General features: G+C 66.5%; 13 protein-coding genes and 1 tRNA gene. 11 read left to right on the top strand and 3 right to left on the bottom strand.

Annotated elements, in window-relative coordinates; genetic code table 11:
- Window positions 1-111: 111 nt before the first annotated feature.
- The 4 genes from C996_RS0102680 to trpC are packed head-to-tail and all read left to right on the top strand — an operon-like array spanning window position 112 to window position 3,791.
- Window positions 112-705, top strand: a complete 594-nt coding sequence (locus tag C996_RS0102680; RefSeq protein WP_018865926.1) for an aminodeoxychorismate/anthranilate synthase component II — start codon at window positions 112-114, stop codon at window positions 703-705.
- A gap of 32 nt (window positions 706-737) precedes the next feature.
- Entirely contained in the window at window positions 738-1,916 is a 1,179-nt protein-coding gene (locus C996_RS0102675) for a multidrug effflux MFS transporter (protein WP_018865925.1), read from the top strand.
- A gap of 28 nt (window positions 1,917-1,944) precedes the next feature.
- A complete protein-coding gene (gene trpD / locus C996_RS0102670; RefSeq protein WP_018865924.1) occupies window positions 1,945-2,979 on the top strand; it encodes an anthranilate phosphoribosyltransferase in 1,035 nt (344 codons plus the stop codon).
- Window positions 2,976-3,791 (top strand): indole-3-glycerol phosphate synthase TrpC, encoded by an 816-nt coding sequence (gene trpC, locus C996_RS0102665; protein ID WP_018865923.1) that lies wholly within the window; start codon window positions 2,976-2,978, stop codon window positions 3,789-3,791. The genes trpD and trpC overlap by 4 nt, the downstream gene beginning before the upstream one ends.
- Before the next feature lie 93 nt (window positions 3,792-3,884).
- Here trpC and crp read toward each other — a convergent pair whose 3' ends face one another.
- Window positions 3,885-4,532, bottom strand: a complete 648-nt coding sequence (gene crp, locus C996_RS0102660) for a cAMP-activated global transcriptional regulator CRP (protein ID WP_018865922.1) — start codon at window positions 4,530-4,532, stop codon at window positions 3,885-3,887.
- Window positions 4,533-4,765: 233 nt separating this feature from the next.
- On the opposite strand from crp, the gene C996_RS0102655 reads away from it, so the two are divergent.
- Entirely contained in the window at window positions 4,766-5,194 is a 429-nt protein-coding gene (locus tag C996_RS0102655; RefSeq protein WP_018865921.1) for an OsmC family protein, read from the top strand.
- Window positions 5,195-5,280: 86 nt separating this feature from the next.
- Window positions 5,281-6,090 (top strand): adenosylmethionine decarboxylase, encoded by an 810-nt coding sequence (gene speD, locus C996_RS0102650; protein ID WP_017942843.1) that lies wholly within the window; start codon window positions 5,281-5,283, stop codon window positions 6,088-6,090.
- 58 nt (window positions 6,091-6,148) lie between these two features.
- Here the strand turns inward: speD and coq7 are convergent, their stop codons facing one another.
- On the bottom strand, window positions 6,149-6,790 hold the full coding sequence (gene coq7 / locus C996_RS0102645) for a 2-polyprenyl-3-methyl-6-methoxy-1,4-benzoquinone monooxygenase (RefSeq protein ID WP_018865920.1): 642 nt from the start codon (window positions 6,788-6,790) through the stop codon (window positions 6,149-6,151).
- Between the two features lie 63 nt (window positions 6,791-6,853).
- On the bottom strand, window positions 6,854-8,152 hold the full coding sequence (locus tag C996_RS0102640) for a (Fe-S)-binding protein (RefSeq protein ID WP_081623663.1): 1,299 nt from the start codon (window positions 8,150-8,152) through the stop codon (window positions 6,854-6,856).
- Here C996_RS0102640 and C996_RS0102635 point away from each other — a divergent pair.
- The 5 genes from C996_RS0102635 (at window position 8,151) to C996_RS0102615 (ending at window position 12,271) form a co-directional block, all read left to right on the top strand.
- The gene (locus tag C996_RS0102635; protein ID WP_018865918.1) at window positions 8,151-8,888 is read left to right on the top strand and encodes a YdiY family protein; all 738 of its coding nucleotides are present in this window, start codon (window positions 8,151-8,153) and stop codon (window positions 8,886-8,888) included. The two genes, C996_RS0102640 and C996_RS0102635, sit on opposite strands and share 2 nt — an antisense overlap.
- 97 nt (window positions 8,889-8,985) lie before the next feature.
- Entirely contained in the window at window positions 8,986-9,291 is a 306-nt protein-coding gene (locus C996_RS0102630; RefSeq protein ID WP_018865917.1) for a ferredoxin, read from the top strand.
- Between the two features lie 65 nt (window positions 9,292-9,356).
- Window positions 9,357-9,433: transfer RNA gene (locus C996_RS0102625), tRNA-Met, on the top strand.
- A 167-nt stretch (window positions 9,434-9,600) separates the two neighbouring features.
- On the top strand, window positions 9,601-9,810 hold the full coding sequence (locus C996_RS0102620) for a hypothetical protein (RefSeq protein ID WP_018865916.1): 210 nt from the start codon (window positions 9,601-9,603) through the stop codon (window positions 9,808-9,810).
- Between the two features lie 211 nt (window positions 9,811-10,021).
- On the top strand, window positions 10,022-12,271 hold the full coding sequence (locus tag C996_RS0102615; RefSeq protein ID WP_018865915.1) for a hypothetical protein: 2,250 nt from the start codon (window positions 10,022-10,024) through the stop codon (window positions 12,269-12,271).
- The last annotated feature ends 11 nt before the right edge of the window (window positions 12,272-12,282 follow it).

Here is a 12,282-nt window from a genome sequence, read left to right as displayed (position 1 = left end):
TGCGGGCCGGCGGACCCGGGGCCGGGTTATGCTGGGCCCTGTCCGCTCCACGCGCGTGAACATCGATTCGCGTAGCGGTCCTGTTTCCTCCGTTCTGCAGGGACGTTCGACATGATCCTGATGCTCGACAACTACGATTCGTTCACCTTCAACCTGGTCCAGTATCTGGGCGAGCTGGGGGCCGAGGTGGTGGTCCACCGCAACGACTGCATCACCCCGGACGGGATCGCGGAACTCGCCCCCGAGGGGATCGTGATCTCGCCGGGACCCTGCACGCCGAACGAGGCCGGGGTATCGCTGGAGGTGATCCGGCGCTTCGCCGGCGCGATCCCGATCCTCGGAGTCTGTCTCGGGCACCAGGCGATCGGGCAGGTCTTCGGCGGGCGCGTGGTGCGCGCCCGCGAGATCATGCACGGCAAGACCTCGCCGGTGTATCACACCGGGGTGGGGGTGTTCGCCGGGCTCGAGAATCCACTGGAGGCCACGCGCTACCACTCGCTGGTGGTCGAGTCGTCCTCGCTGCCGGAGTGCCTGGAGGTCACCGCCTGGACCCAGCGCGAGGACGGCGCGCGCGACGAGATCATGGGCCTGCGCCACCGCGAACTGGACGTCGAGGGCGTGCAGTTCCACCCGGAATCCATCCTGACCCGCCAGGGCCACGAACTGCTCGACAACTTCCTCCGTCGCCTGCCCCAGCCGGCGTGACCCAGACTCGACGCACCCGGTGGCGCTTCGCGTTGCTGGTGGCGCCGCTGTCGATGCTGGCGCCGTTCTCGCTGGATACCTATCTGCCTTCGTTCCCGGCGATGGCGGAGGCCCTGCGGGTCGACTCCGGCGCGATGCAGGCGACCCTGTCGGCCTACCTGGTCGCCTTTGCGCTCGCCACCCTGGTGGCCGGCCCGCTGTCGGATACCTTTGGCCGGCGCCCAGTGGTTTTGTGGGCGCTGGTCGGCTACGTGATCAGTTCCCTGCTGTTGGTGCTGGCGGTCGAATACTGGCAGGTGATCGGGTTGCGGGTGGCCCAGGGGCTGTCCGCGGCGGCCGGGATTGTGGTCGGGCGTGCAGTGGTGCGCGATCGCTTCGAGGCCACCGATGCGCGCCGTGTCCTGGCGCTGATCACCATGATGTTCGCGATTGGCCCGGCGGCCGCCCCGATTGTCGGCGGCTATCTGCAGGCGGGGTTCGGCTGGCGCTCGGTATTCCTGTTCCTGACCCTGTACGGCGTGATCCTGTTGCTGGCGATCCGGGCCTGGCTGCCGGAGACCCTGCCACCGGTCGGCCGTGCCTCGGGCAAGCCGGCTCTGATCCTGCGGGGGTATCTCGGGACCCTGCGCAACCCGCCGTTCCTGCGCCCGGCCCTGGTACATGCCGGGCTGTTCGGGGCGATGTTCCTGTTCGTCGCCGCCTCGCCAACGGTGATCTATGTCCACCTGGGCGGACAGGAACAGGACTTCTGGTGGCTGTTTCTGCCGCTGGTGGGCGGCCTGGTGGTGGGCGGTTTTGTGGCCGGGCGCACCGCCAGTCTGCTGAGTCCGCCGCTGGCGATCAGTATCGGCGTGGGGCTGGCCGGGATCTCGCTGGCGCTGGTGGCGCTGGGGATCCTCACCGAGGGTTCGGTGGTCGCGGTGACGCTCCCGTTCGCGCTGTACAGCTTTTCCCTGGCCACGGCCGTTCCGTCGCTGAACCTGCTGGCGCTGGACTGCTATCCGGGCGCCCGTGGCATGGCCTCGGCCATGCAGGCCTTCCTGCAACTGGGGTTCAGTGCCCTGCTGGCGCTGTTCCTGGTGGACCGACTGGACGACCACCTGCCGTGGCTGATCGGCGGGTCGCTGGTAATCTGGGCCGCCGCGGCGCTGCTGTGGTGGAGCGGGCCGGAGGCGCGCGGTCGTCGCGCCCCGGCGCGGACGTTAAACTAGCGGCTTCGATTTTCCGCAGGAGCAACCCGTGACGGTGCAACAAGCGATAGCGGCCCTCATCGAGCGCCAGGACCTGGACGCGGCCACCATGACCGCGGTGATGCAGGCGGTGATGACCGGCGAGGCCACCGATGCCCAGATCGGGGGGTTCCTGGTGGCCCTGCGCATGAAGGGCGAGACGATCGAGGAGATCCGCGCGGCGGCCGGCGTGATGCGCTCGCTGGCCACTCGGGTGGATGTGCCGCGAACCGGACTGGTGGATACCTGCGGGACCGGCGGCGACGCCTCCGGCACCTTCAACATCTCCACCGCCTCGGCGCTGGTGGCGGCGGCCGGCGGGGTGCGGGTGGCCAAGCACGGCAACCGTTCGGTGTCGTCGAAATCCGGCTCCGCCGATGTTCTGGAGCACCTGGGGATCCATCTCGGGCTGTCGCCGGAGGCGGTCGGGTCCTGCATCGAGGAGGTCGGCGTCGGCTTCCTGTTTGCCCCGGCCCATCATGGCGCGATGAAACACGCGATCGGGCCGCGCAAGGAACTCGGCGTGCGCACGCTGTTCAATGTGCTGGGGCCTCTGACCAACCCGGCCGGGGCGCCGAACCAGGTGCTCGGCGTGTTCTCGGATGCCTGGGTGCGGCCGCTGGCCGAGGCCCTGAAGGGCCTGGGCAGCGAGCATGTGCTGGTGGTGCATGCCGAGGACGGCCTGGACGAGATCAGCATCGCGTCGCCCACCCGGGTGGCCGAGCTCAGGGACGGCGAGATCCGGGAATACACCATCCGTCCGGAGGACTTCGGGCTGGCGACCACCGCACTGGATGCCGTGCGCGTCGACAGCGTGGAGGCCTCGGCCGACATGCTGCGCGGCGTGCTGGACGGTCAGGTGGGCGCGGCGCGTGACATCGTGCTGCTGAACGCCGGGGCGGCGATCTACGCCGGCGGTGGCGCGGACACGCTGGCCGCGGGCGTCGAGGCCGCCGCCCGGGCCATCGACTCCGGCGCGGCCCGCGAACGGCTGGAGCGCCTGCAGGCGACCAGCGCACGACTGGCAAACAAGGAAGCACAATGACCGAAGCCAACGCAGTACCCGATATCCTGCAGCGCATCCTGGAGCGCAAGCGCGAGGAGCTGAAGGAGCGCGAGGCGTTCTGGCCGCTGCGCGAGCTGCGCGGCTGGATGGGCTCGGCGCCTGCGCCGCGGGGGTTCCGCGCGGCATTGCAGCGCGACATCGACGCCGGCCGCGCCGCGGTGATCGCGGAGATCAAGAAGGCCAGCCCGAGTCAGGGCCAGATCAGCCCCAACTTCAACCCGGAGGCCTTCGCCCGCAGCTACGAGGAACACGGGGCCACCTGCCTGTCGGTGCTGACCGACGTGGACTTCTTCAAGGGGCGCGATGGCGACCTGCGCGATGCGCGCGTGGCCTGCAAGCTGCCGATCCTGCGCAAGGACTTCGTGATCGACCTCTATCAGGTCTACGAGGCGCGGGTGCTGGGGGCGGACTGCGTGCTGCTGATCGCCGCGGCGCTGGACGATACGGCCCTGCACGAGCTGTACTTCCTGACCCGCGAGCTGGGCATGGACGCCCTGGTGGAGGTCCACGACGCCGAGGAGCTGGAACGGGCGAAGAAGATTGGCGCGGACCTGATCGGCATCAACAACCGCGACCTGCACAGCTTCGAGACCCGGCTGGAAACCACGCTGGAGCTGAAGGATCAGGCGCCCGAGGGCGCGCTGCTGGTAACCGAGAGCGGCATCCACACCCGCGAGGACGTCGCGCGCATGCAGGCCGCCGGGATCCATGCCTTCCTGGTGGGCGAGGCCTTTATGCGGACCGAGGATCCGGGCAAGGCCCTGGGGCAGTTGTTCCGCGGCGAATCGTAACCGCCTCCAGCGGGGCGTCGTGCCTTCAGGCTGGAGGCGGTGGCCAGGTACTACGCCCTTTCCGGCCGCAGGGCCCGGGGCGGCGGCACGGCGTCAGCGCGTGCCGAACACCACGATGGTCTTGCCGTGCGCGGTGATCAGGCCGCGCTCTTCCAGATCCTTCAGCACGCGACCGGCCATCTCGCGCGAGCAGCCGACGATGCGCGCGATCTCCTGGCGGGTGATGCGCAGCTGCATGCCGTCCGGGTGGGTCATCGCGTCGGGCTGGCGGGCGAGATCCAGCAGGGTGTGGGCGATACGGCCGGTGACGTCGACGAACGCGAGGTCCATCACCTTGCGCGAGGTCTGACGCAGGCGGGTGGCGATCTGGCTGGTCAGCAGCATCAGGATCTCGGGGTCGCGCTGGACGATCTCGCGGAACTGGGTGTAGGGGATCTCCGCGGTCTCGGTGTCCTCGCGGGTGGTGACGGTCGCGCTGCGCGGGTCGTCCTCGAACATGCCCAGCTCACCGAAGAACTCGCCCTTGTTCAGATAGGCCAGCACCAGCTCGTGCCCGTTGTTCTCGCCCAGTACCGAGACCGACCCGCTGACGACGTAGTACAGCGTGTCGGGAACCGTGCCCGAATGGATGATGGTGGTGCGCTTGCGGTACTGGCGGCGGTGGCAGTAGCCGAGAAAACGCTCCAGCGCGGGCGACGGCTGGGCCGGGCGGTAGACGAACGGGTTGTTCAAGGCTTCCATGGTCACGTCCGATAGCAGCTTCCTGTGGATGTGCGCCAGTGTAATGCAGCATCTGGCCCCCGCACGCCGGGGTGGCTGGAACCGTTCACAAAATCCGCCGACAGGCCACTGATTTTGTGCAGCAGGTCCGCCCTGAGTAGAGTCCCTCTGAAGTATAGGCATGGATCCCTTCATCCAACAGCAGGAAGGGAGCACTGGTTCATTGATCGGCACCTCTTTAAAGGACGAGCGCGATGCAGGTGAAAGTGAAATGGCTGGACCAGGTGGCCTTTGTCGGCGAGACCGACAGCGGTCATGCGGTGGTGATGGACGGCGCGCCGGACGCGGGCGGCCGCAACCTGGGGGCGCGGCCGATGGAGATGCTGCTGCTGGGGATGGGCGGTTGTACCAGCTTCGACGTGATTGCGATGCTGAAGAAGGCGCGCCAGCAGGTGCTGGACTGCGAGGTGACGGTCGCAGGCACCCGGGCGGAGACCGTGCCCAAGGTCTTTACCGATATCCACGTGCATTTTCGGGTGTACGGCCATGACCTGTCGGAGAAGCAGGTGGGGCGCGCGGTCGGGCTCTCGGCCGAGAAGTACTGCTCGGCTTCGCTGATGCTGGGGGCCTCGGCGAAGGTGACCCACGACTTCGAGATCGTCGAGGGGCCGGCCCCGCGCTGAACGGGAACCCGGGTTCTTTCCTTGGACTCGGAGGCCGAGGCGTCTACAATTCGCCGCTCGCTGCGGCCCGGGCAAGAGGACACGCCATGCCTCGTCACAAGAAGCAGATCAAGCTCCACGGTTTCAACAACCTGACCAAGAGCCTGAGCTTCAACATCTACGATATCTGCTATGCCTCGGGTGACCGGCATCGCGACGAATACATCGCGTACATCGACGAGGCGTACAACGCCCAGCGGCTGACGCAGATCCTCTCCGATGTGGCCCATCTGATCGGGGCCAATATCCTCGATATCTCGCGCCAGGACTACGATCCGCAGGGCGCGTCGGTGACCATGCTGATCTCGGAGGAGCCGGTGGCCACCGAGAAGATCGGCTACACCGAGGGCCCCGGCCCGCTGCCGGAGACGGTGGTCGGTCACCTCGACAAGAGCCACATCACCGTGCATACCTATCCGGAGGCGCACCCGGAGGGCGGGATTGCAACCTTCCGTGCCGATATCGATGTGTCCACCTGTGGGCGCATCTCGCCGCTGCGCGCCCTGAACTACCTGATCCACAGCTTCGAATCGGACATCGTGATCATGGACTACCGCGTGCGCGGCTTCACCCGCGACGTGCGCGGCAAGAAGCACTTCATCGATCACAAGATCAATTCCATCCAGGACTTCCTCTCGCGTGACACCAAGGAGAAGTACCAGATGGTGGATGTGAACGTGTACCAGGAGTACCTGTTCCACACCAAGATGGTGCTGAAGGACTTTGACCTGGACAGCTACCTGTTCGGGCTGGGCAAGGACGACTACTCGGCCAAGGAGGCCAAGCGCATCTCCAAGCTGCTCAAGCACGAGATGATGGAGATCTTCTACGGCAAGAACATGAGCCGCCCGAGCTGAGACGGCAGGCGCCGTGCGTTGCGCGCGGCACCTGACGCCCGTCCTCTCGCCTGGTGGGTCAGATCCAGTAGGCGGTGCGCGTCATCACGCTGGAGGTCAGGGGCATCAGCAGATTGCGCACCGGCCACGGTGGCGCCTTGCCGCCCAGCGCCATGGCATGCGCGCCGTGTTCCACCTCGTCCTGCTTCATCTGCGCCAGGATGCGCGCCGAGACCTCGTCCTGGGCCGGCAGCCGCTCCAGGTGGCGGTCCAGGTGGCGTTCCACCTGGCGCTCGGTCTCGTCGATAAAGCCCAGGCTGTAGGCGTCGCCGGTCAGGCCGGCCAGGGCACCCATCCCGAACGAGCCGACATACCAGAACGGCCCCAGCAGGCTGGTGCGTCCGCCCAGGTCGTGCACCCGGCGCGCGCACCAGTGCAGGTGGTCGCCCTCCTCGCGCGAAGCCTGGTCCAGGTGGTCGCGGATCGCGGGGGTGCGGGCGGTCAGCATCTGGCCCTGGTAAAGCCCCTGCGCCGCGACTTCCCCGGCGTGGTTCACGCGCATCAGACGGGTGGACAGGTCGCGCTCATGATCCTCCAGATGCGGGCCGATATCGTCCCCGCCCGGCGACGGACGGCCGGTGGAACGGGCCTGGCCGGAGATGACCTTGACGAAGGCATCGGCCTGGTTGATCAGGTGATCCAGCGGGGAGAGTCGGCGCATGGTTCCGGTCCGGTTGGGGCATCAAGGCGTACCCCCCAAGAGTACCGCAAGCAGGGCCGGGGATCAGCGCCCAGCCGGGCCGTGAGCAGGGTTTTTCAGGCGCCGCGCCAGGAATCGCGCGGGCGACAGGATGGCCGGCATATCCGCCCGGTCGCCGGCCAGGGCGCGCAGGTGCACGCTGCACCCGACATTCGGACTGATGATCACGTCCGGCGCGCCATCGCAGAGCGCCTGCAGCGTCTCGGTGCCCAGGCCGTCCGCCATGGCCGGCTGGGTCAGCATCGCAGTGCCACCCGCGCCGCAGCAATTCGGTGCGCCGGCCACAGGCGTCAGGGAGACCCCGGGCAGGCGCTCCAGCAAAGCGGGCAGTTCGCGCGCCTCGCGGGTGACGTTGCGCTGGGTGCAGGGCAGATGCAGCGCGATCCGGACGGGGGTGTCATCCCAGAGGTCCGCGGTGGTGCCCGCTTCCAGGTGCTGCGCCAGGAAGCGCGTGAGGCTCAGGCTGCGCCGGCCCAGGGTGCCTTCGGGGTGTTCGCGCAGCGTGGCCTCGCAGCCACTGTCGAGGGCGATGACTGGCTGATCCCCGTCGCCAAAGGCCTCGAGGTTTCGTGTCTGCAGGGCCTGCGCGGCCGCGCGATGGCCGGTGTGCTGATCCAGCGCGCCGCAGCAGACCTGCCGCTGCGGGATCGCCACGCGCAGACCGAGGGCCTCGAGGACGTGCAGCGCCGCGTCCAGGTCGGGCCCGGTAAAGAAGCGGTCCATACAGCCGGTGAACAGCAGGACGTCGGCGTCGTCCGGCGTCGCGGTTGGGCGCAGCCGGGGGGCGGGGGCCAGGGAGTCCCGAGTATGGGCGAGGCTGCGTTCCCAGCCGCCGCGCGGGAGCAGGCGCTCCGCCCCCAGGCGTGCACCGGTCCGCGCGACCAGTCCCCCAAGGCTGCGCAGGGTTGGATGCAGCAGCGCCCGATGCTGGACGCTGTGCCGCCAGCGGTCCGCCCGCGACGGGGTGGCCGGGTGCTCGTCGAGGATCTCGCGGGCGCGATCGATCAGCGCCCCGAAGGGCACCCGTGCCGGGCACACTGCCTCGCAGGAACGACAGCCCAGGCACCCCTCGAGGTGCCCGCGCAGGCGCTCGGATTCGGGCGCAAGCCGGCCTTGCGCCAGACCCTGCATCAGGGTCAGTCGTCCACGCGGAGAGTCGCCCTCGACGCCGTGCCAGCCATAGGTCGGGCAGTGCGGCAGGCACAGCCCGCAGTGTACGCACTGGTCGGCGGCGGAAAGCCCCGAGAATCTCAGGGGCTGGTCCGATGCCCCCAGCGGCTTTGCTAGGGTTTCGCCTTCATTTGATTCCGGGAGGTTTCCCATGCTCGTGCGTTCGTTTCGGCCCGTCGGGTCCGCGTTTGCCTCGCTCATCCTGCTGAGCATACCAGTCTCGCAGGGCCTGGCCTGGGAGGCCGAAGGCTGGCAGTCGACCATCGAGCTGGGGGCTTCCAAGACCACGGGGAACACCGAATCCACCACGGCCACGGGCCGCTTCCGCGCCGAGCACACCACCATCGACTGGCGGAATCGCATCCGGCTGGATGCCTACTTCCACGAGGAGGATGACGAGACCACCGGCGAGCGTTACGTCGCCGGCTACCAGGCGGACCGCAAGCTGGGCGAACACGACTATCTGTTCGGGGCGCTGCGCTACGAGCGGGATCGCTTCAGCAACTACGACTACCAGGGCTCGGCCACGGCCGGTTACGGTCGTCGCCTGATCGACGGCGAACGCGTGCGGCTGGACGGCGAGATCGGTGCCGGTATGCGCCAGGTGCGCATCCGCACCACCGGCGAGACCGAGAGCGAGCCGGTCGGCCGCCTGGCCGGCAACTTCCGCTGGGAGATCAGCGAGAACGCCCGTCTCACCGACGAGTTGCTGATCCTGACCGGCAGCGACAACACCGAGATCGAGAACATCCTCGCCCTGACCGCGGATGTCACCAGTCGGATGTCCCTGCGCACCAGCTTTACCGTCAAGCACAACACCGACGTCGAGCCCGGCGTGGAAAATACCGACACCATCACGGACGTCAGTCTGGTTTATCGCTTTCGCTGAAGCGTCGGCGCGCTGAAGGCACCGACGCGAACGTTGCCATCCGTCGTGTTGCGGGCGGCAGGGTTATCATAAGCCGCAGGGATCACTGGAGACTTCCATGGGCTACTACCAGCGCCATATCTTCTTCTGCACCAATTGCCGCGAGGACGGCAACTGCTGCGAGGACCACGGGGCGACCGAGATGCGCGCCTACGCCAAGACCCAGGCCAAGGCCATGGGCATCCACGGCAAGGGCCAGGTGCGCGTGAACACCGCCGGTTGCCTGGATCGCTGCAACGAGGGTCCGGTCGCGGTGGTCTACCCGGAGGGCGTCTGGTACACCTACCAGGACGAGCGCGACATCGACGAGATCCTGGAAGAACACCTCAAGAACGGACGCGTGGTCGAGCGCCTGCAGATCTGAACGCTGCCCGGCGCCGCGCTGGCTTGACTTTATGCGCCGGCCTCCGGAGAATTCGCAGCCCGCGTGGCTACGTAGCTCAGCTGGTTAGAGCACATCACTCATAATGATGGGGTCCCCTGTTCGAATCAGGGCGTAGCCACCATCGAATCCCGGACAGGGGCTGTCAGCGACATGACAGCCCCTGTTTTGTTTGGGGCCCCGGGTGGGGCGGTGTTGTATTGCCGGTATGCAGGGGCTCGGATAGACTGCGCGCCGGGTCGCGTGCCTGCGCGCGGGCGGCCCCTCAAGGGAGCAACCTCGGACGAATCCATGAAACGCTACGGAATCCGCATCCGCCTGCCGGAAGGCAGCACCATGGCCATGCCGCACCTGCTGGGGCCGGACTGGGAATCCTATCGCTGGTACGACAGCGAACAGGCGCGCGAGAAGGCGCTGGCCGACATGCAGCGCGACCTCCCCAACTACCGCAAGGGTGATCACGTCGCCCAGGTCCTCGAGCGCGTCGAACGCGACGCCTGACCGCCTCCGTCTTTCCGCCGGTCGCCCGGCCGGCGCTCGCATGATCACGTCATCCTGACCGACTGGATGCCGCGAACGGCGTCCTTCGCATCTTTGTGTCTCCTCGTGGTTGAAACATGCCCCCCTGCGTGCTTTAGTGCGGGGCACAAACGGAATTGCATCACATTTTTGGGGCCTATTCCGGCCGCTCGGACTGCAGGAGTCGTTGACCATGCCGACAGAAGACACCAACGAGAACATGGACCACGCAGTGCAGACCGAGCCGGAGTCGCCCCGGACTGCCGATACCGAGACCTCGATCCGCAATCCATCGCGGGCGGCCCGGGCGACCCAGCCGCGCAACGCGGCGCGGTCGAATGTTCTGGAGGGTCAGGTCGAGCGCGGCGGCGAGCCCCACTACTTCACCGAACGCGATCTGGACCGGATCCTCGAGAATCTGGACCACCTGCGCAATTCGGTCTTCCCGCGCCTGACCAAGGGCAGCCCGACCGAGGAACAAAAGCAGCAGTTCTTCCCGTCGGTGTGTCTTATTGGCGTTGGCCGCTGCGGTTCGAACATCGCGCTGGACGTGGCGGCGCTGGTGCACAGTGCGCGCTCCAACTATCTGCGCGAACTGGATAACGAGGAGGCCGGTGGGCGCGAGAAGGAAGGCCGTCCGCTGCGCTGGATTCGCAAGAGCCTGAATCTGCCGCCAGCCAACGCGGTGAAGCCCGTCTTCCTGATCGAGCCGATGGTGATGCTGGGCGACCTCGACAAGGACATCGAGGGCCGCATCCGCTTCTCCAACCGGGCGGGGCAGAACAACTTCATCGACAACTACAACAAGATGAAGATCATGGACCTGTCCGAGGTGCACGCGGGTGGCGCGGGCAATGCCCCCATCCTGGGCCAGTACCTTGCGCGCATCATTCTGAACAAGGACACCGACCAGTTCGCCAACGAGGACTGGAAGTTCATCCATTCCTATCTGATCGATTCCTGCGGTATCAAGGCGAATCAGTCACGACTGTACTTCTATATCTTCAGTGCCGGCGGCGGCACCGGCTCCGGGATGGCCTCCGAATTCGGCCTCGCGCAGCAGTACTCCTATATGCGCAAGACCTTCGATCCCAAGCTGGAGAAGCGCGAGGCCGCGAATCGCGACCATTCCTTCGTGTTCGAGCCGATCTTCGCGGCGGGGATCTGCATCCTGCCGAACATCCAGGACAACCGCGTCGAGATGTCCGAGGCGCTGCACATCAACGCGGGGCGTCTGCTGTGCAAGTACCTGGCGGAGGAATGGGACTTCTCCTACAACTTCGAGGCCGAAGAGACGCGTGACGAGGACATGATGCATCGCATCCGGCCGTGGAACGCGATGATGCTGATATCCAACGACATCATGCGCTACGCGGAGGAGACCGACGACGGCAACATCCGCCACGTCGACGTGAACGCGATGGAGCGTTACGCCAACCAGTACATCTCCCAGCAGATCTTCAACATCCTGACCGCGCAGGCGGTGACCACCGACTACGACGAGGACTACTTCCGGCGTGCCGGGGTGGATATCGGCGAAACCATTCGCCTGGATGCCAACGACCTGTTCATGAGTCTGGCCGGTCCGGTTGCGGTCGCCTACGCGGAATCGGAGGTGACTACTGGCGAGGAGGCTTCCTCCAAGAGCTCTGCGCTGGATATCGACGACTTGTTCTTCCGCTCGATCGACCTGCCCCACTTCAACAAGCAGACCGAGGCCATCGAAGGGATCAGCCTGCTGCCGATCGACGCCCCGCGCTACCGCGAGGCACTGAAGGGGTACAAGGAATCGGACATGGACGCGACGCACCTGCGCGATCTGCATTTCTTCAAGAACTGCTCGTCCATTGTCACGATTCTGTCCCTGCCGAAGGACTACAAGCTGTCCTACATGGACCTGAATCGCCTGAAGTCCCACCTGAACGGCCTGTTCCCGAATACCACACTCAAGCGCTACGCCCTGGTTATTGGCGCCTCGGCCAATCTGTCGCTGACCACCCTGGTGGTGAAGAGCCCGTGCCTGTCGGACGACTTCCTGACCCTGTTCGTCGCCTACATCAAGCGCTGCTTTGCCAACGACAAGACGCGCTTCGACGACACCCTGGACCATGCGGTGCTGGATCTCATCCGGGCCGAGGAGTTCGACGAGGCGCGCATCGACGAGATGCTGAACGAACACGAGAACCCCACGCGCATCCTCGATACCAACTGGTACGCGATCAAGCCGATGTACGAGAAGAAATACCGCGAGATGTGCAGCAACGAGAAGAGCTTTGTCTCGATCAACGACATCCGTCTGAGCCGCGAGAACGTCAAGCAGGCGATCCGTTACCTGCGCGAGATCTACCGTCACCGCACGAGCAAGACGCAGATCATCAGCCTGAACGACGGCGGCAAGGCGGCTACGGCGGCGTCGAAGCGCCGCGCCAGCAGCAAGAAGTAGGGTGGCGGCCG

Source organism: Thioalkalivibrio sp. ALE25 (assembly GCF_000377285.1).
In the GTDB taxonomy this organism is placed as follows: domain Bacteria; phylum Pseudomonadota; class Gammaproteobacteria; order Ectothiorhodospirales; family Ectothiorhodospiraceae; genus Thioalkalivibrio.
This window is presented reverse-complemented; position numbering and strand designations above follow the sequence as displayed.

Coding starts and splice junctions, on each gene's coding strand:
- C996_RS0102635 (WP_018865918.1), top strand. CDS start 8,151: ATGCTCGTGCGTTCGTTTCGGCCCGTCGGGTCCGCGTTTGCCTCGCTC.
- coq7 (WP_018865920.1), bottom strand. CDS start 6,790: ATGCGCCGACTCTCCCCGCTGGATCACCTGATCAACCAGGCCGATGCC.
- crp (WP_018865922.1), bottom strand. CDS start 4,532: ATGGAAGCCTTGAACAACCCGTTCGTCTACCGCCCGGCCCAGCCGTCG.
- C996_RS0102640 (WP_081623663.1), bottom strand. CDS start 8,152: ATGGGAAACCTCCCGGAATCAAATGAAGGCGAAACCCTAGCAAAGCCG.
- C996_RS0102630 (WP_018865917.1), top strand. CDS start 8,986: ATGGGCTACTACCAGCGCCATATCTTCTTCTGCACCAATTGCCGCGAG.
- trpC (WP_018865923.1), top strand. CDS start 2,976: ATGACCGAAGCCAACGCAGTACCCGATATCCTGCAGCGCATCCTGGAG.
- C996_RS0102620 (WP_018865916.1), top strand. CDS start 9,601: ATGAAACGCTACGGAATCCGCATCCGCCTGCCGGAAGGCAGCACCATG.
- speD (WP_017942843.1), top strand. CDS start 5,281: ATGCCTCGTCACAAGAAGCAGATCAAGCTCCACGGTTTCAACAACCTG.
- C996_RS0102680 (WP_018865926.1), top strand. CDS start 112: ATGATCCTGATGCTCGACAACTACGATTCGTTCACCTTCAACCTGGTC.
- C996_RS0102655 (WP_018865921.1), top strand. CDS start 4,766: ATGCAGGTGAAAGTGAAATGGCTGGACCAGGTGGCCTTTGTCGGCGAG.
- C996_RS0102615 (WP_018865915.1), top strand. CDS start 10,022: ATGCCGACAGAAGACACCAACGAGAACATGGACCACGCAGTGCAGACC.